The organism is Enterobacter sp. E20 (genome assembly GCF_000801755.2).
GTDB classification, from domain to species: Bacteria; Pseudomonadota; Gammaproteobacteria; order Enterobacterales; family Enterobacteriaceae; genus Enterobacter; species Enterobacter asburiae_B.
Map to the genome: position 1 here is coordinate 4,165,158 of NZ_CP012999.1, position 16,966 is coordinate 4,182,123.

Annotated in this window: 19 protein-coding genes; 10 read left to right on the forward strand and 9 right to left on the reverse strand. The window is 52.1% G+C overall.

Going from position 1 to position 16,966, the window contains the following annotated elements:
* The first annotated feature begins 31 nt into the window (after positions 1 to 31).
* The 6 genes from NI40_RS19405 to NI40_RS19430 all read left to right on the forward strand — a co-directional run bounded on the left by NI40_RS19405 (position 32) and on the right by NI40_RS19430 (position 3,206).
* Positions 32 to 337, forward strand: coding sequence for a DUF883 family protein (locus NI40_RS19405; protein ID WP_008503141.1), 306 nt, complete (start codon positions 32 to 34; stop codon positions 335 to 337).
* Between the two features lies 1 nt (position 338).
* A complete protein-coding gene (locus tag NI40_RS19410; RefSeq protein WP_023333540.1) occupies positions 339 to 731 on the forward strand; it encodes a phage holin family protein in 393 nt (130 codons plus the stop codon).
* A gap of 2 nt (positions 732 to 733) precedes the next feature.
* Positions 734 to 1,030, forward strand: a complete 297-nt coding sequence (locus tag NI40_RS19415; RefSeq protein WP_039260464.1) for a YqjK-like family protein — start codon at positions 734 to 736, stop codon at positions 1,028 to 1,030.
* 253 nt (positions 1,031 to 1,283) lie between these two features.
* Positions 1,284 to 1,676 carry a DoxX family protein gene (locus NI40_RS19420; RefSeq protein ID WP_023309292.1) on the forward strand — a complete coding sequence of 131 codons (393 nt, stop codon included), beginning with the start codon at positions 1,284 to 1,286 and terminating at the stop codon, positions 1,674 to 1,676.
* Between the two features lie 71 nt (positions 1,677 to 1,747).
* Positions 1,748 to 2,734, forward strand: a complete 987-nt coding sequence (locus NI40_RS19425) for a glutathione S-transferase family protein (protein WP_033146724.1) — start codon at positions 1,748 to 1,750, stop codon at positions 2,732 to 2,734.
* A 106-nt stretch (positions 2,735 to 2,840) separates the two neighbouring features.
* A complete protein-coding gene (locus NI40_RS19430) occupies positions 2,841 to 3,206 on the forward strand; it encodes a DUF805 domain-containing protein (RefSeq protein ID WP_029739660.1) in 366 nt (121 codons plus the stop codon).
* Between the two features lie 46 nt (positions 3,207 to 3,252).
* Here the strand turns inward: NI40_RS19430 and NI40_RS19435 are convergent, their stop codons facing one another.
* On the reverse strand, positions 3,253 to 4,155 hold the full coding sequence (locus NI40_RS19435; protein WP_029739659.1) for a LysR family transcriptional regulator: 903 nt from the start codon (positions 4,153 to 4,155) through the stop codon (positions 3,253 to 3,255).
* 104 nt (positions 4,156 to 4,259) lie between these two features.
* On the opposite strand from NI40_RS19435, the gene NI40_RS19440 reads away from it, so the two are divergent.
* A complete protein-coding gene (locus NI40_RS19440) occupies positions 4,260 to 4,961 on the forward strand; it encodes a pirin family protein (RefSeq protein WP_033146726.1) in 702 nt (233 codons plus the stop codon).
* A gap of 81 nt (positions 4,962 to 5,042) precedes the next feature.
* On the opposite strand, the gene NI40_RS19445 is transcribed toward NI40_RS19440, so the two are convergent.
* The 8 genes from NI40_RS19445 to NI40_RS24375 all read right to left on the reverse strand — a co-directional run bounded on the left by NI40_RS19445 (position 5,043) and on the right by NI40_RS24375 (position 14,276).
* Positions 5,043 to 5,453 (reverse strand): Spy/CpxP family protein refolding chaperone, encoded by a 411-nt coding sequence (locus NI40_RS19445; protein WP_039260461.1) that lies wholly within the window; start codon positions 5,451 to 5,453, stop codon positions 5,043 to 5,045.
* A 151-nt stretch (positions 5,454 to 5,604) separates the two neighbouring features.
* A complete protein-coding gene (gene pflB / locus NI40_RS19450) occupies positions 5,605 to 7,899 on the reverse strand; it encodes a formate C-acetyltransferase (RefSeq protein ID WP_039260458.1) in 2,295 nt (764 codons plus the stop codon).
* Between the two features lie 15 nt (positions 7,900 to 7,914).
* Complete coding sequence (tdcD, locus tag NI40_RS19455; RefSeq protein WP_039260530.1) at positions 7,915 to 9,123, reverse strand: propionate kinase; 1,209 nt, start codon at positions 9,121 to 9,123, stop codon at positions 7,915 to 7,917.
* 30 nt (positions 9,124 to 9,153) lie between these two features.
* A complete protein-coding gene (gene tdcC / locus NI40_RS19460; RefSeq protein ID WP_033146729.1) occupies positions 9,154 to 10,485 on the reverse strand; it encodes a threonine/serine transporter TdcC in 1,332 nt (443 codons plus the stop codon).
* 9 nt (positions 10,486 to 10,494) lie between these two features.
* A complete protein-coding gene (gene tdcB, locus NI40_RS19465; protein WP_032640996.1) occupies positions 10,495 to 11,484 on the reverse strand; it encodes a bifunctional threonine ammonia-lyase/L-serine ammonia-lyase TdcB in 990 nt (329 codons plus the stop codon).
* 100 nt (positions 11,485 to 11,584) lie between these two features.
* Positions 11,585 to 12,505: a transcriptional regulator TdcA gene (tdcA, locus tag NI40_RS19470; protein ID WP_008501504.1), complete on the reverse strand. Its 921-nt coding sequence runs from the start codon at positions 12,503 to 12,505 to the stop codon at positions 11,585 to 11,587.
* Positions 12,506 to 13,311: 806 nt separating this feature from the next.
* Positions 13,312 to 14,007 carry a hypothetical protein gene (locus NI40_RS19475; RefSeq protein ID WP_039260457.1) on the reverse strand — a complete coding sequence of 232 codons (696 nt, stop codon included), beginning with the start codon at positions 14,005 to 14,007 and terminating at the stop codon, positions 13,312 to 13,314.
* Positions 14,008 to 14,084: 77 nt separating this feature from the next.
* Complete coding sequence (locus NI40_RS24375; protein WP_376781729.1) at positions 14,085 to 14,276, reverse strand: hypothetical protein; 192 nt, start codon at positions 14,274 to 14,276, stop codon at positions 14,085 to 14,087.
* 207 nt (positions 14,277 to 14,483) lie between these two features.
* On the opposite strand from NI40_RS24375, the gene NI40_RS19480 reads away from it, so the two are divergent.
* The 3 genes from NI40_RS19480 to NI40_RS19490 all read left to right on the forward strand — a co-directional run bounded on the left by NI40_RS19480 (position 14,484) and on the right by NI40_RS19490 (position 16,965).
* Complete coding sequence (locus NI40_RS19480; protein WP_039260456.1) at positions 14,484 to 14,729, forward strand: hypothetical protein; 246 nt, start codon at positions 14,484 to 14,486, stop codon at positions 14,727 to 14,729.
* 377 nt (positions 14,730 to 15,106) lie between these two features.
* Entirely contained in the window at positions 15,107 to 15,676 is a 570-nt protein-coding gene (locus NI40_RS19485; RefSeq protein ID WP_039260455.1) for a recombinase family protein, read from the forward strand.
* Between the two features lie 146 nt (positions 15,677 to 15,822).
* Positions 15,823 to 16,965, forward strand: coding sequence for an SIR2 family protein (locus tag NI40_RS19490; RefSeq protein WP_039260453.1), 1,143 nt, complete (start codon positions 15,823 to 15,825; stop codon positions 16,963 to 16,965).
* Position 16,966: the final 1 nt, after the last annotated feature.

Sequence of the window (16,966 nt, forward strand, 5' to 3'; positions counted from 1 at the left end):
GTTAACGGAAATCTCAACAGGAGAGAGAATCATGTCAAAAGATACGACGTCTGAACATCTGCGCGCTGAACTGAAATCCCTGGCCGATACCCTTGAAGAGGTGCTGAACTCCTCTGCTGACAAGTCAAAAGAAGAGGTCAGCAAGCTGCGCAGCAAGGCGGAGCAGGCGCTGAAAGAGAGCCGCTATCGCCTGGGTGAAACCGGTGATGCGCTGGCGAAACAGACCCGCGAAGCGGCTGCCCGCGCGGACGAATATGTGCGTGATAATCCATGGACGGGTGTAGGGATTGGTGCCGCAGTGGGTGTGGTACTGGGTGTCCTTCTGACGCGTCGTTGATATGGAAGATCCTCGTCACGCACAAGGGCCTGCTAACAACGTCCTCGGCATCGGCCAGCGTATTTTAACGACGCTGGTCGGGATTGCCGAAACGCGCGTCCGGCTGGCAGTGGTCGAGCTGGAGGAGGAGAAAGCGAACCTCTTCCAGATGCTGCTGATGCTCGGGCTGACCATGCTCTTCGCCGCGTTTGGCCTGATGAGCCTGATGGTGTTAATCATCTGGGCCATCGATCCGCAGTATCGTCTTAACGCGATGATTGCCACCACCGTCGTTCTGCTGGTCGCCGCGTTGATAGGCGGTATCTGGACGCTGCGTAAAGCGCGCAAGTCCACTTTCCTGCGCCATACGCGTCAGGAGCTGGCGAACGATCGCGCTCTGCTGGAGGATGACTAGCCGTGAGCGATAAAGCCGAACGTCAAAAGCGAAAAGCGTACCTGTTAAGCCAGATCCAGCAGCAACGGCTGGATCTGTCGGCCAGTCGTCGCGACTGGATCGACGCGACGCGACGGTTTGACCGGGGCTGGAATACCGTCCTGAGCCTGCGTTCCTGGGCGCTGGTCGGCAGCAGCGTAATGGCGATCTGGTCCGTTCGTCATCCGAACATGCTGATCCGCTGGGCTCGTCGTGGATTCGGCGCCTGGAGCGCCTGGCGTCTGGTGAAAGCAACGTTACGGCAGCAGCAGCTGCGGTGATAAAAGCAAAACGGTAACCCTGGTTACCGTTTTTTGTTTTTGCGGCCTCTCTCTGCGGGAGAGGGTTGGGATCAGGGCACCAGCGCGCACGCCCCCTTACTCAATATCTTTGAAGAAGATTGACAGTTTTCCTTGCTAACAATTACCACCCGCCCCGTTTATTATCCTCTCCATCGACAGCAACGCCGCGGTATCTACCCGGAATTGCAGACAAATAATGTTCAGCCGCTCATGTGGTTTCCTGGAGAGTAAAATGAAAAAATTAGAAGATGTTGGTGTACTGGTCGCGCGTATTCTGATGCCAATTCTGTTCATCGTGGCAGGTTGGGGAAAAATCACCGGTTATGCGGGTACCCAGCAGTATATGGAAGCCATGGGCGTTCCGGGGTTCCTGCTGCCGCTGACCATTCTTCTTGAGTTCGGCGGCGGCCTGGCGGTACTGTTCGGCTTCCTGACCCGTACTACCGCGCTGTTTACCGCAGGCTTCACCGTGCTGACGGCGTTCATCTTCCACAGCAACTTTGCGGAAGGCGTGAACTCTCTGATGTTCATGAAAAACCTGACCATCGCGGGTGGCTTCCTGCTGCTGGCCGTCACTGGCCCGGGCGCATACAGCATCGACCGCGTTCTGAATAAGAAGTGGTAAGCACGCTATACTGAATGAACACAAAGCGAGGAGACATCTCCTCGCTTTTGCTATCTGACGGAGGAGAAAAAATGGGACAACTCGTAGACGGCGTATGGCAGGATGTCTGGTATGACACCAAATCCACCGGAGGTCGCTTCAAGCGCTCAGTTTCGGCCTTCCGTAACTGGCTGACCGCCGACGGCGCACCAGGCCCGAGCGGCGAAGGCGGCTTCGCGGCTGAGAAAGACCGTTATCATCTTTATGTTTCGCTTGCCTGCCCGTGGGCACACCGCACGCTGATTGTGCGCAAGCTTAAAGGTCTCGAATCCTTAATTCCGGTTTCGGTCGTGAACCCGCTGATGCTGGAAAACGGCTGGACGTTTGACAGTGATTTCCCCGCGGCGACCGGCGACGATCTCTACCACCACGATTTCCTTTACCAGCTCTATCTGCGAGCCGATCCGCACTACACCGGGCGCGTTACCGTGCCGGTGCTGTGGGACAAGAAAAACCAGACGATTGTCAGCAATGAGTCTGCGGAAATCATCCGCATGTTCAATACCGCCTTTGACGCGCACGGCGCCCGTGCCGGAGATTATTATCCGGCTGAGCTGCGAGAGAAAATTGACGAGCTGAACAGCTGGATTTACGACAACGTCAACAACGGTGTCTACAAGGCAGGTTTCGCCACCAGCCAGGAAGCGTATGACGAAGCGGTTGGAAAGGTGTTTGAATCGCTGGAGCGTCTGGAGCAGATCCTGGGCCAGCATCGCTACCTGACGGGCGATCGCCTGACGGAAGCGGACATCCGCCTGTGGACCACGCTGGTTCGCTTCGATCCGGTCTATGTCACCCACTTTAAGTGCGACAAGCACCGCATCAGCGATTACCTGAACCTGCATGGTTTCCTGCGTGACATCTACCAGATGCCGGGTATTGCCGACACGGTCGACTTCGACCATATCCGCACCCACTATTTCCGCAGCCACAAAACCATCAACCCGACGGGCATTATCTCCATTGGGCCGTGGCAGGATCTGGATGAACCTCACGGGCGCGACGTCCGATTTGGATAAATACGAAGGGCATCACCAGATGCCCTTTTTTAATTCACAATCTCCATCTATCCTTACCTCGATCGCTTAGAAAACAAGTGATTGACTGACTAATGAGGCAAGGAAAATGGACTGGTATTTAAAAGTACTGCGTAACTACATTGGATTTGGTGGCCGTGCCCGCCGCAAAGAGTACTGGATGTTCGTTCTGGTGAACTTCATTCTCATTATGGTGCTGGGTATTGTGGATAAAATTCTTGGCTGGGAGCGGGCTGGCGGTGAAGGCGTGCTGACCACCATTTATGGCCTGTTAGTCCTGCTGCCATCGTGGGCGGTGCTGTTCCGTCGACTGCACGACACCGATCGTTCAGCGTGGTGGTTATTGCTGCTGCTGATCCCGATTATTGGCTGGATCGTGATTTTGATCTTCAACTGCCAGAGCGGGACGCCGGGCGAAAACCGCTTTGGTCCGGATCCTAAGATCGGCGCATAAAAAAAGCCCGGTGGCGCTTCGCTTACCGGGCCTACCAATTACGATTTTATTTATTGTATTGCGTGAAAAGCTTCGGAATTTCGCGTAAACACCATGATTTGGCTTCTCCCATGCTGTCACGGCGCCACGCCATAATAATATCCACCTCGTGGCTATATTCCGGGCTGACTACGCGCAGCCGCCCTTCTGCAATGTCTTTTTCGACAAACGGGTACGGCATGGTCGCCACGCCCAGACCGGCCAATAGCGCCTGCCGTTTGTCTTCCAGCGAGGTCACCGTCAGACGAGGCTGTTTATCCAGCAGCTGCACCGTCAGCACCGGACGCTCGCGCGCGGTATCCGCTACCGCCACGCCGCGATACTTCACGCGCGTCACTTCAGAGAGCGGCTCCGGCTCCTGGTGAATCGGGTGATTAGGTGCGGCAACATAGACGTTCATCACGCTGTAGAGCTTGCGCGAGTTGATTTCCGATGAGGAACGGAAGTGCATGTCCGGCGCAATCACAATATCCGCCCTGCCCGTTTCCAGACGTTCCCACGCGCCTGCCAGCACCTCGGTGATGATTGACAGCTGCGTATTGGCCTTCGCCGCCAGGCGGTCCACCAGCGGGAACAGCGCTTCTGTCGGCACCAGCGCTTCGGTAACTAACGTCAGATGGGTTTCCCAGCCGCGCGCCAGCGCTTCGGCGTCCGTCGTGAGCTTGTCCGCCGCTTCCAGCAGCACGCGGCCGCGCTCCAGCAGCATTCGCCCCACGTTGGTGAATTTTGTTCGATGACCGGAGCGGTCAAACAGCACCACATCCAGCTCTTCCTCCAGCTTCTGCATGGTGTAGCTTAGCGCAGACGGAACGCGCCCCAGCTCATCTGCCGCCGCCGCAAAACTGCCGCGCCGGTCAATCGCGTCCATGACGCGAAGCGCCTCAAGCGTCAATGCTCTCTCTTTAGCCATCTCGTTCTCATTCAGGAAATTTGAACATACCGGGCAGAATATCTGGCTAACAATGCAGCGTCCATACCTTTACCATTGTTTTAGTGTAAAGAGAGGTCAAGTTTATGATTACGACAAGAACAGCTAAACAGTGCGGACAAGCCGATTTCGGTTGGCTGCAGGCCCGCTACACCTTTTCCTTTGGACACTACTTTGACCCTAAACTCCTCGGTTACGCTTCACTGCGCGTGTTAAACCAGGAAGTGCTCGCCCCGGGCGCCTCCTTCCAGCCGCGTACGTACCCGAAAGTCGATATCCTGAACCTGATCCTGGAAGGCGAGGCAGAATACCGCGATAGCGAGGGCAATCATGTCCAGGCAAAGGCTGGCGAAGCGTTGTTAATTTCCACGCAGCCGGGCATCAGCTACAGCGAGCATAACCTCAGCAAAGACAAAACGCTGACCCGTATGCAGCTGTGGCTGGACGCCTGCCCCGAGCGGGAAAATCCGCTGGTACAGAAGTTAGATTTAACGGGCGATAAGCAGCAGCTGATTGCATCGCCGGACGGCAGTAAAGGTAGTCTGCAGCTGCGCCAGCAGGTCTGGCTGCACCATATCGAACTGAAGAAAGGTGATCAGGCGAGCTTCCAGCTTCATGGTCCGCGCGCCTATTTGCAGTCTATTCACGGTACGGTACATGCGGTGACGCACACGGAAGAGAAAGAAGCGCTCACCTGCGGCGACGGGGCGTTTATTCGTGATGAAGCGAATATCACCCTGGTGGCGGATACGCCGCTGCGCGCGCTGCTGATTGATTTGCCGGTTTAGAGAATGCTCTCACCCTAACCCTCTCCCAATGGGAGAGGGAACCGATCGAGCCACGGCAGAATCATCCGGCGCCGTAAGAAATCACTCTGCCAGCGCGTTAGCCATATCGGTTCTAATCTGCTTACGCTGTTCCGGCGTCAACACCTGGCTGACGTCGAAGTAATATTTCACGCGGTAATAGCGGGTCTGCTCTTCAATTTTACTAAAGGCAGCAAGCTGGCTTTTCACCGTGCTTTCGTCCCATTTACCCGCCTGGAACATGTCGATCAGCGCGCCGTCCTTCACCCCCGTCATCGGGATCTTGCTGACATTTTGTTCCAGCTGCTTATGCAGATCCTCAATCTTTTTAACCTGCTCATTGCTGAGCTTCAGGTGCTGTACCAGCGGATCCTGCGAGGGAGACGGGGCAGCCTCAACGTTCGCGGCATGTGCCGTAAAACTGCACGCTGCCAGCGAGGCGGCGACCAGCGCAATACGGGTCATTTTCATCATCTTACTGTCCTTACATGCTGTGATAGGGAAAAGCAGGCGTATTGTTTTTCAAGAGCGGATGAATATGTGTGAGTAATTATATAAACAATTTTGTATGTTTAGCGGGCAAAAAAATGCCCCCAGGGTGAGGGGGCATGAGACCTGAATGTCGTCAGATAGATTGCGTAAACGTCCTCGAAATCACATCCTGCTGCTGCTCGCGCGTCAGTGCGTTAAAACGCACCGCATAGCCTGAAACGCGGATCGTCAGGTTCGGGTAATTCTCGGGATGCGCGATGGCATCGAGGAGCATTTCCCGGTTCATGACGTTGACGTTCAGATGCTGCCCGCCCTCAATGGACGCTTCGTGATGGAAATACCCATCCAGCAGCCCTACGAGGTTGGTTTTGCGCACCAGCTCGTCCTTGCCCAGCGCCTGCGGCACGATGGAGAAGGTGTAGGAGATCCCGTCTTTCGCGTAGGTGAACGGCAGCTTAGCCACCGACGTTAGCGAGGCCACGGCCCCTTTTCTGTCGCGGCCGTGCATCGGGTTCGCGCCTGGGGCAAACGGCGTGCCGCCGCGGCGTCCGTCCGGCGTGTTCCCGGTCTTCTGGCCGTAAACCACGTTGGAGGTGATGGTCAGGATCGACTGGGTTGGCACCGCGTTGCGGTAGGTTGGCAGCGCCTGAATTTTCTTCATAAAGCGCTCCACCAGGTCGCAGGCGATGCTGTCCACGCGGTCGTCGTTGTTGCCGTACTGCGGATAGTCTCCTTCAATCACGAAATCGACCGCCAGACCGGTGTGGTCGCGCACCGGCTTCACCGTGGCGTATTTAATGGCCGACAGGGAATCCGCCGCCACCGACAGCCCGGCAATGCCGCAGGCCATGGTGCGATAGACGTCGCGGTCGTGCAGCGCCATCAGCGAGGCTTCGTAGCTGTACTTATCATGCATGTAGTGAATGAGGTTCAGGGCGCTGATGTACTGCACCGCCAGCCAGTCCATAAAGTGGTCGAGGCTCGCCATCACGGTATCGTAATTCAGCACGTCGTCCAGCAGCGGCTCGGTTTTCGGGCCGACCTGGATCTTCAGCTTCTCGTCCACCCCGCCGTTGATCGCGTACAGCAGCGTTTTGGCGAGGTTGGCGCGCGCGCCAAAGAACTGCATCTGCTTGCCGATCACCATCGGGCTGACGCAGCAGGCAATGGCGTAGTCGTCGCTGTTGAAGTCCGCACGCATCAGATCGTCGTTCTCATACTGCAGCGAAGAGGTGACGATCGACACCTGCGCGGCGTATTTCTTGAACGCGATCGGCAGTTGTTCAGACCAGAGGATCGTCAGGTTCGGCTCCGGCGCAGGCCCCATGGTGTGCAGGGTATGCAGATAGCGGAAGCTGTTTTTGGTCACCAGCGTGCGCCCGTCCAGCCCCATGCCGCCGATCACTTCCGTCGCCCAGATCGGATCGCCGGAGAAGAGCGTGTCGAACTCCGGCGTGCGCAGGAAGCGCACCATACGGATCTTCATGATGAAGTGATCGATCAGCTCCTGCGCCTGGACTTCATTCAGCCTTCCTGCCTGCATGTCGCGTTCAATGTAGATATCGAGGAACGAGGCCGTGCGCCCCAGCGACATCGCACCGCCGTTCTGGGATTTCACCGCTGCAAGATAGGCAAAATAGACCCACTGCACCGCTTCCTGGGCGTTCATCGCCGGACGTGAAATATCAAAGCCATAGTTCGCCGCCATCTGCTGGATCTGCAGCAGCGCGCGCCTGTGCTCCGCCAGCTCCTCACGCAGGCGGATCGTCGCCTCCAGATCTTCACCGCGCTCCAGCCTGCCCTGCAGATCGGCAAACTGCAGTTCGCGCTCGCGCACCAGATAAGCGATCCCGTACAGCGCCACGCGGCGATAGTCACCGATGATGCGTCCGCGCCCGTAGCCGTCCGGCAGACCGGTCAGCACGCCGGATTTACGGCAGCGCATCATCTCCGGGGAGTAGACGTCAAACACGCCCTGGTTGTGGGTTTTGCGCAGGTCGGTAAACAGGTATTCGAACTGCGGATCCATCTCCCGGCCATAGGCTTCGAACGAGCTGCGGATCATGTTGATCCCGCCATAAGGATGCAGCGCGCGCTTGAGCGGTTTATCGGTTTGCAGGCCGACGATCGTCTCCAGATCCTGGTCGATATAGCCCGGCCCGTGGGCCGTAATGGTGGTGGCGATGTTGGTATCAAAATCCACCGGGGCGTGGGTGGCGTTCTCCTGGCGAATGCCGACCATTACCTTCTGCCACAGCGCCGTCGTTGCTGGCGTCGCCTGCGCGAGGAAAGCTTCATCGCCTTCATAAGGGGTGTAGTTATGCTGAATAAAATCGCGGACGTTGACGGCGTTTTTCCATTCTTCACCGCGAAACCCGGCCCATGCGTCGCTGTTGGGCGCGACGCCCGTATCGATTGTTACTTTCATGTGATTCTCGCTTTATCAGGCGTAAGCCGCGGCCGGGGTAACCTTTCCAAGACGGAGGGCGTCCAGCGCGATCATTTTTTCTTCGTTGGTAGGGATAACCGCGCAGGCCACGCGGGACGATTCGGTGGAGATCACGCGCTCACCCGCGCTCCCCGGCAGGGCATTTTTGGCGTCGTCGAGGATGATGCCGAAGACTTTCAGATGTTCCGCCACCAGCGCGCGGACAAGCTTCGAGTTTTCGCCAATGCCACCGGTAAAGATCACCCCATCCAGGCGGTGCAGCGACGCCGCGTGGCCGGCAATATGTCGCGCAATGCGGTGAACAAAGGTGTGTATTGCCAGCTGCGCCCGCTCGTTGCCTTCGTGCCAGGCTTTCTCCAGCGCACGTAAATCGGAGGAGATGCCGGAGATCCCCAGCAGCCCGGACTCTTTATTAACCACGCGCTCCAGATCCTCAAACGACTGGCCGGTCTGCTGGGCAATCCACGCCATCGCGCCGAAGTCCACATCGCCGCAGCGCGTCCCCATCACCAGCCCTTCCAGCGGCGTCATCCCCATCGAGGTGTCGACGCTTTCGCCGTTGCGCACCGCGCAGATCGACGCCCCGTTGCCGAGATGGGCAATCACCAGGCCGCTGTCGTCGGCGGACAGCCCGAGAAGCGTATGCGCCTGTGCGGCCACGTAGCGGTGAGAGGTGCCGTGGAAGCCGTAGCGGCGCACGCCCAGCTCTTCAAAATAGCGGTACGGCAATCCGTACAGATATGCCTGCGGCGGCAGCGTCTGGTGGAAGCTGGTATCAAATACCGCGACCTGCTGCACGCCCGGGAACAGGCGCTCTGCCGCTTCCACGCCGCTCAGGTTGGCGTAGTTATGCAGCGGCGCCAGCGGGGAGACCTGGCGAATCTGCGCGATCGCCTCTTCCGTGATCAGGGTCGACTCGCTGAAGAGGTTTCCCCCGTGCGCAATGCGGTGGCCAATTAAGGCCACGCTGCTCATCAGGTTACGCTTCTCCAGCTCCAGGGCGATGGCAGCCAGCGCCCCTTCGTAGTCCTGGTGAGCCAATCTGGCCGGCTCACCCCCGTTCACGGAAATAAAGGCCTTCTCGGTGTTGATACCGTCTGCAATGCCCGTCATCAGGGCATCGCAGCTGCTGGCGTCGAGCACCGAAAACTTAACAGAGGACGATCCGCAGTTAATAACCAGTACAACCGGAAACTCAATCATCATGTGACTCCGCTCTTCCTGAGCAATGGGTTAGAACAGTTTGTAAACGATATTCAGAATGGTCAGCAGGCCGACCGCGGTAACGAAGATGTTCTCGGTACGCCCTTTGTATTTCGCCAGCGCCGGTGCTTTGCGGATGGCATACATCGGCAGCAGGCACAGCAGAGAGGCGATGATTGGCGCACCCATGGCTTCAATAAGGTCCAGAATGTTCGGGTTAGCGTAGGCCACAACCCAGGTGGAGCCCATGATGAACACCATGCTGATGGTGTTCAGCTTGCCAACGGAGACTTTCTTCTTATCGCCCTTGTAGCCGAACTTAAGGATCAGGCCATTCAGCCCTTCCAGCGTGCCCAGGTAGTGACCGAAGAAGGATTTGAAGATAGCCACCAGCGCGATGATGGAGGCACCGTATTCCAGTACCGTTGCGAACGTCGATTTGGTTCCTGACATTGACGCAAAGTGGTTCGCCAGGTAGGAGAGCACCGGAATGTTCTGCGCCTTGGCGTCCGCCATGTTCTGCGGAGAGAGCGTAAACAGGCAGCTAAAGGCGAAGAACATCACCACGGCCACCATCAGCATGCTGGCGCGACCGATGATTTTGGAACATTTCTGCTCGGTGAACGCTTTCCCGAACTCCGGCTCGTACTCTTCGCGCTTGGAGACCACAAACGAGGAGACGATAGGCGAGAAGTTGAAGGAGAAGACCATGATGGAGATACCCAGCCACACCGTGACCAGAATGCCGTCATGACCGGTGAAGGCGATATCGCTCAGGTTGACCTGATCAATCACCGCCGAGTTCCAGTAAGGGATCAGCGACAGGGAAATCAGCACAAGGCTGGCGATAAACGGGAACACCAGGAAGCTCATGACTTTCACCATCAGGTCTTTACCAAACCAGATAACAAAGGCCATCAGCAGCAGCAGGAACAGCGCCACCACGCCGCGGTTCAGCGCAGGCAGCTGGAGCTGGTTTTCCCAGAAGGTCATAAAGGTGTTGGTAATGGTGACGCCGTAAATCCACAGCAGCGGGCAAATGGCGAAGAAGTAGAGGAAAGTGATCACCACCCCACCGGTTTTACCAAAGTGCTCTTCCACCGTTTCGGTGATGTTGCCGGAGACGTTGCTGCCGGAGAGGCACAAACGCGCCAGCGCGCGGTGGCAGTAAAACGCAATCGGGAACGCGAGAACCAGCATCAGCAGGATAGGGATCAATCCACCAAAGCCTGCGCGAATGGGGAAGAACAGCACGCCTGCGCCAATGGCGGTACCAAACAGGCCGAGCGTCCATGTGGTATCAGACTTACGCCAGGAGGACGTTTTTGTCTGGCCAACGATAATGCTTTCTGTGTTGCTCATAGGTCACCTTTATGCGTCAACGAAGCCGGTAATTTGGGAAACACGGGAGAGATCGATATTGCCGCCGGAAATAATGCAGACGGTTTTACGACCCTGAATATAGTGGTCCAGCTTGCCGCTTAATAACGCGGCACAGGCCAGCGCGCCGGCACCTTCCGTCACCACTTTATTTCGCTGAATAAGCGCGATCATGCTGTCACGAATGTTGTCTTCGCTGACCAGCACAATGTCATCAACCAGCTCGCGAACAATTTCGAACGGTAAATTACCGGGACGAGAAACATCACAGCCGTCGGCCAGCGTGCCGGTAACGCGATGGCTCATTATTTCCCCGGCCTGATACGATGCCGCCATGCCGTGAACATTTTCTGACTGCACGCCGATGATATTAATGGTGGGGTTAATGGATTTAATTGCCGTCGCAATCCCGGCAATTAAACCGCCGCCGCCGATAGGCACAATAACGTTATCCACATCGTATAAATCTTCGAGAATTTCCAGACCGATGGTGCCCTGCCCGGCAATGACTTTGGCGTCATCGTATGGCGGAATAAAAATACGCCCTTCCATCTCGACGATTTCGCTAACTTTGGCAATGGTGTCGTTGAAGTTCTCGCCGTGCAGCACCACTTCCGCCGAGTAGTCCCGCGTCGCGGCCACTTTAGACTTCGGCGCGCCCATCGGCATCACCACTTTGCCGTCGATGCCAAGCATCGCGCAGGAGAGGGACACACCCTGCGCGTGGTTTCCCGCGGAGCAGGCGACAACGCCTTTGCGTTTTTCAGCGTCGGTCAGCGAGCTTAATTTGTTAAACGCGCCGCGGATCTTAAACGAGCCGGTACGCTGCATGTTCTCAAACTTCAGGAATATTTCGCCCTTGCAGCGTTCGCTAAGATAATTCGAGCGCGGCATACCTGTTTTATATATTTTTCCTGCCAGTCGTTTTCTGGCGTCCTGAATATCTTCAATCGTTACCGGGAGATCGTAGGTAATATGCATAATATCCTCGTTATAATAATTCATTCTTTTCGGGCAAAGTCAGGGTATCAGAGCGTTACAGAGATAAGCTCTGGGTGTTTTTAAAATGATTACTTATTATTCATCGTCGTCTTTCGATATTCATCGACGAATACTGTTTTGCCAGCTCAACTAATACTGACGCCGATTTTTTAATCCTGTAATTTTTTGACCACACGGCGGCATAACGCGCCACGGGTAATTCATCTTCTACGGGCAGCACAATAAACTGGTCAGAACCGAACGGGGCAATCATGTCGCGGGGAATCACCGTCAGATAATCGGCATTCAGGACAAGGTTATAAATGGTGACGACAGAATCGGTCTGGACGATGTTTTCGATGCTGATGTGGTTGTCTTGCAGGGTGGTCAGAAGTTCTTTGTAGTAGCCCATATCGGTTTGCGGCATCACCCACTGCTCGTGCGTGAGCGATGCCAGTGTCGTCGGGCCGGTGCACGTTCGCGTTTTGCTGGCGACCAGCACAAACTCGGACTCAAACAGCGGTTCGACGTGCAGATCCTGCAGCAGCATTTCATCACTCAGCGTGCCGATAGCGAAATCCAGACGACCGTCGCGAATAGCCGGAAGGAAAGAGGAGAGCTGGGCTTCATACATCGAGACGCGTGCTTTCGGGAACACTTCCTTGAATTTTTTGATCATCTCGGACAGGAAGGTAAAGCCGATCAGCGACGGGTAGCCAAAGGAGACGTCCATAACGGTACTGAAGCTCAGGCTGTTAATCTCACTCACCATGTTTTTCATTTCGCGGGTGATCGACTCAGAGTACGAGAGCAGAACCTGGCCCGCGGCGGTGAGTTTTACGCCGGTGTTTTTACGCACCATCACTTCCACGCCGAAGTAGGACTCAATATCGCTGATGATTTTGCTGACGGCGGGTTGCGTCAGGCCAAGCTGTCTTGCTGCAGAACCTATGGAGCCACTTTTAATGACTTCCTGAAATACCACGAGGTGCTGTGTTTTCGGTAGAATAATAGTGTTCATAATATTCTGCGCTTATTTCCCTATGACGGAGCGGATTCTACCTAATAGTGTTTAAGGGGGTATGTGCTGTCACTCACAATTTGCTTTTTCGCACGCTTCACAGGAACAGCGAAAACCAAAAAATGCATTTATTATCAATAACATAAATAAATACGGCCACACCATTACGCTGATATCGATCAATAAAAGCAGTAGTAATAAATTTATTTTATGGCGATAACCTTGATAAATTTTTCAGCGTTAAAAAAATCAATAAAGACGATCTTTCAGGCAATTAAAGACCAATAAATAACCGCTATTAGCTTGAAACATTCTTTCAGTTTATTAAATTTTTCCGACGCGAATTTTCAGGTTTGCGGAAAAGAGTGGAATGCGTCACATATTCACGGGAGAAATGTATTTGATTTCAATATATGCATATCAAACGCGAAAAGTTTCGGGATCATAAAGGTAACAAACATAACAAATCATCAATACTAAAAATCGCGTGTTTTTTAGCGTGAAATTTTGTGATGGCGATCGTCTACAGATGTAGGAGCGATACGGAAGGGATAAAAACAGTGAAATGTGCTTAATGTCGCAAATATGAGAATTGATGTCGTTTGTCCGGCGCTGCGCTTACCCGGTCAGCAACACCCGGAAAGCAAAAACCCCGCCGAAGCGGGGTTTTTTAAGAAGTTGAAGCTGACCGATAAGGCGGCTTCGTTCAACCATACGTCAGGTATCTGCGGCGCTGGAGTATCTTGTGTCGCAGACTGTATCCCACTTTGTGTTGCAGATAAAGCCAATCAGCGACGGTTCATTCTCTACTCTTTCTTATTGGCTTGCCTGCTTTCCCATTCTTCTCTAGCCAGTTGAAGCCGTTCATCTCTCATCTTTTTTTCATCAATTCTGTCTTCTGAGTCATAGATGTCTGTTTGAATTCGCCTCGTACCTTTCGCGATATGCTTCCAATCTTCACGAATTCCTTTAATTTGTTGTGAAATTTCTGTCATTGGGTTTTTGGCACCCAATTGACTAATACCAGCAAAGGAAGCCATGTCGTATGTATAACTCATGATCTCTTTCACCGTAGAGTTTGGTTTTTTGGTCCAGCTAATGCTGACTTGGAATACCTTACCTTCTATCTGTTTGTATTCACATAGATTGCTGGTCATTTGTTGACCATTTCTTAAGACACTTATTTGCTTTAAAGGGATAGTTTTATCTTTTCGATGGGAGGCATTTTCAAGAGGAGGATCAAATGTGACCTCAATGTTGAAAGCTGGCGCGTTTCCGGTGTTAACGACACTGATATCAAAGTAAAGCATTGACCATGCGTTAGGTTCCAGCGTCGCCACTACTTGAGGCTGCTCGGAAGCGTCGACCATTCGCTTTGTCTCTTCTGCCAAGATACGGGTTACACGCCATAAGAAAAAAGTTGCTATGGCAGTTAACAGTGCAGCAAAAGCAGAAATGAAAGTGCTGATTTTATCAATGTGCTCTAAGAAATATGGAATCATTTTGTTCGTACCCTATGGCTTAACCCCTGTTGATTTTCCCATATTGTATGCTGCTGTGAGTATTAATTTGTTGAAATCTATTCACTTTCACTTACATCAAAACTTTTCGAAAAAGGACAGTGCTTCGATCTGGTGACATAAATAAAGCTGTAGATGCTGTTGGAGTAGACGCACAATGTGTGACCGTTCTCAGTGGTGGACTGTTTCGGGTTGCTCATCGTTATACGGCCTGCGTCAGCGTTGAATGCCGTCAACAGAACACAAAACATAACTGCATAGCCTCGCATCTTCATCTCTCCTATCTCGGGTTTGTTAGTGTATCAGTGGTGTAGCGCACAAATTTTGCACACAAGATTATAGTAACCACATTGATCAATTTTACCGATCGATTTTATTATTTCGATCGATTAAAGTAATTACAAGTCATCAGCGTTGTTGCCGATGACCCACTAAATTATTCGGCTATGGAGGCTAATATGAAGAAGATTCTTGCGGTATTTCTGGGACTTAGTGTTTGTGGCGGGGTTTTTGCTGACGGAGGTTCACCTGAACTCAAGGCAGAGAGCCAATTGGTGATCCGCCAGGCTGGTTACAAGTGCAATACAGTAAATGGAGTTTACCCTGCCGCGTTTGGTGGCTCGGTCAAAGTGTTCTGCGATGATTTATATACTTACATCATTAAAGACCACGGTGGGCGCTATACGGTCGAGGTGGATGATTAATAATCAGGTTTTCTAAGCATCTGCTCTGATTGCTAAATTATGTATCCCTGGAGGTGAGCCCCTTCACCTCCTAACTCCCTCAGCCACTCTATCAGCCTCTTCAACGCTAAACCCTGTAATGGTTTCTATTCTCCAAATATCCCCCGAGTGTACGCATATCGATCAAGCGCCCCCTCACTGTATGAAAGTTGCACCGTTCATGTTTTCCAAATATCAGAGACCTGTTTCATTGTGCTGATTCACTGGTATCAACAATCGAACGTTTTACGATACTAACTTATCCCCGTCAAAATCGGTATCAACAAAATACCCTATTGACATACAGATACCACAGATCAATTATGATACCGTTTATTGATACCTTTCAAGGAAATGTTATGAGCCGCACATTTGCATATTGCCGTGTTTCCACCAGCGAGCAGACAACCGAAAACCAGATCATGGCGATTCGTCAGGCTGGCTATGAAGTGCTTGATAATCGTGTTGTGTCAGAAGTCGTTTCAGGTGGTGTACAGGCAATGAAGCGTAAGGCCTTCTCCGACCTCGTTAACCATAAACTGGAAGTCGGGGATAAGTTAGTTGTCCTCAAGTTGGATCGCTTAGGGCGTGACAACATCGATGTGCAACAAACAATCGCGATGCTTGTAGACAAAGGGATTGATGTTGTTTCTCTGGATCTGCCTGCGAGTAACCTTTCCAGTTCAGAAGGAAAATTGATGCTGCAAATGTTCTCGGCATTTGCTGAATTTGAAAAATCCCGTATCACAGAACGCACCAAAGAGGGCCTAGAACGAGCGAGGAAAGAAGGCAAAAAGTTGGGCCGCCCTGTTGCAAAACAAACGTATAAACGTGTACAAGAATCTAAAGCTACGGGACTAAGCCAGGCCAAGGTTGCTTCTGCGTTAGGATTAGGGATTGCCACTGTAAAGCGACACTGGAATAGTTAACTTGTTCTAATTTAAACTTAATCATTACTCACAAAAATAAAGCGTTAAGTGTGATCTGAGCCAGCTAAAAATAAATCAGATAATTTACAATTCTTCAGTGTCTTAACTTCTTGATTGTGTTTACGAATAACATTTATGGAGAGAGTATGGCTTTTGACACTACTATTTTTGATGACAAGGAATTTAGAGGTGCTTTAAACAAACTTGAGGAGCTACTTTCACATTCCAAAGCTGTTTTAGTAGGTGCTGGTAGTAGTGCCTGTGCTGGGCTACCCTTAACTAACCAATTGACTAATAAGGCATTAGAAAGTGATAAGCTTTCGGTGGATTCGAAGGAGATACTTCGATCTATTCAATCTTCATTTGCCGGAGCAAACCCTACATCACATATCGAAGATTATTTAAGTGAACTTGTCGATTGGTTAGCTATTACTTCACGTCGCATAACGCGAGGTATTGATTCCAGTAATGTGAAAATTGGTGATGCAGAATATAACCACAGGCAATTGATTGCGGCAATTGATGAAATTAAGTTAGCTATTTTTGAAGTAATCAACATTGAAGTTGACTCCGAAATTCATGAAAGATTTGTGAAAGCACTTCATCGCCCGATGAGGCCAGGGAAAGAAAGCCATGCAGGAAGTGTCGATTACTTAGTAATGAATTATGACACCCTGATCGAGGATGCTTTAGCATTATCTGAATTAAGATATGCGGACGGTCTTGAAGGGGGCGTTTCTGGATGGTGGTCGCCAACTACCTTCGATAAAATGCCCTTAGACGCACGAGTATTCAAATTACATGGTTCAATAAATTGGGCCGAACATCCGTCATCTACCACACCTATACGTATCGCCCCACATCTTAAATGCAATAAGAAACAAACCGCCAAAATAATGATTTGGCCAGCGTCAACAAAGTATCGAGAAACTCAACTTGATCCATATGCAAATCTGCTACAACGTGCTCGTCTTGTTTTAAACCCCACTAACGGAAACCAAAAAGTTTTGCTAGTTACGGGTTATAGCTTCGGTGATTCTCATATTAATTTAGAAATTGAGCGGGGATTGAAATCCTCAAAGGGTAACTTGACGTTAGTAGCTTTCACTAGCGATACACAACCAAACGGTGTTCTGAAAAAATGGCATGAAGATAGCACTATAAATGAACAAGTATTAATATTTGCTGATAAAGGTTTTTTTCATGCAGCACAAGTTTTGAAATCATCAGATAGCATTGAGTGGTGGAAATTTGAAAACCTAACACAAATTCTTGAAGGTGGAGTTTAAT

Coding starts and splice junctions, on each gene's coding strand:
- NI40_RS19405 (WP_008503141.1), top strand. CDS start 32: ATGTCAAAAGATACGACGTCTGAACATCTGCGCGCTGAACTGAAATCC.
- NI40_RS19410 (WP_023333540.1), top strand. CDS start 339: ATGGAAGATCCTCGTCACGCACAAGGGCCTGCTAACAACGTCCTCGGC.
- NI40_RS19420 (WP_023309292.1), top strand. CDS start 1,284: ATGAAAAAATTAGAAGATGTTGGTGTACTGGTCGCGCGTATTCTGATG.
- NI40_RS19425 (WP_033146724.1), top strand. CDS start 1,748: ATGGGACAACTCGTAGACGGCGTATGGCAGGATGTCTGGTATGACACC.
- NI40_RS19430 (WP_029739660.1), top strand. CDS start 2,841: ATGGACTGGTATTTAAAAGTACTGCGTAACTACATTGGATTTGGTGGC.
- NI40_RS19435 (WP_029739659.1), bottom strand. CDS start 4,155: ATGGCTAAAGAGAGAGCATTGACGCTTGAGGCGCTTCGCGTCATGGAC.
- NI40_RS19440 (WP_033146726.1), top strand. CDS start 4,260: ATGATTACGACAAGAACAGCTAAACAGTGCGGACAAGCCGATTTCGGT.
- NI40_RS19445 (WP_039260461.1), bottom strand. CDS start 5,453: ATGATGAAAATGACCCGTATTGCGCTGGTCGCCGCCTCGCTGGCAGCG.
- pflB (WP_039260458.1), bottom strand. CDS start 7,899: ATGAAAGTAACAATCGATACGGGCGTCGCGCCCAACAGCGACGCATGG.
- tdcD (WP_039260530.1), bottom strand. CDS start 9,123: ATGATTGAGTTTCCGGTTGTACTGGTTATTAACTGCGGATCGTCCTCT.
- tdcC (WP_033146729.1), bottom strand. CDS start 10,485: ATGAGCAACACAGAAAGCATTATCGTTGGCCAGACAAAAACGTCCTCC.
- tdcB (WP_032640996.1), bottom strand. CDS start 11,484: ATGCATATTACCTACGATCTCCCGGTAACGATTGAAGATATTCAGGAC.
- tdcA (WP_008501504.1), bottom strand. CDS start 12,505: ATGAACACTATTATTCTACCGAAAACACAGCACCTCGTGGTATTTCAG.
- NI40_RS19475 (WP_039260457.1), bottom strand. CDS start 14,007: ATGATTCCATATTTCTTAGAGCACATTGATAAAATCAGCACTTTCATT.
- NI40_RS24375 (WP_376781729.1), bottom strand. CDS start 14,276: ATGTTTTGTGTTCTGTTGACGGCATTCAACGCTGACGCAGGCCGTATA.
- NI40_RS19480 (WP_039260456.1), top strand. CDS start 14,484: ATGAAGAAGATTCTTGCGGTATTTCTGGGACTTAGTGTTTGTGGCGGG.
- NI40_RS19485 (WP_039260455.1), top strand. CDS start 15,107: ATGAGCCGCACATTTGCATATTGCCGTGTTTCCACCAGCGAGCAGACA.
- NI40_RS19490 (WP_039260453.1), top strand. CDS start 15,823: ATGGCTTTTGACACTACTATTTTTGATGACAAGGAATTTAGAGGTGCT.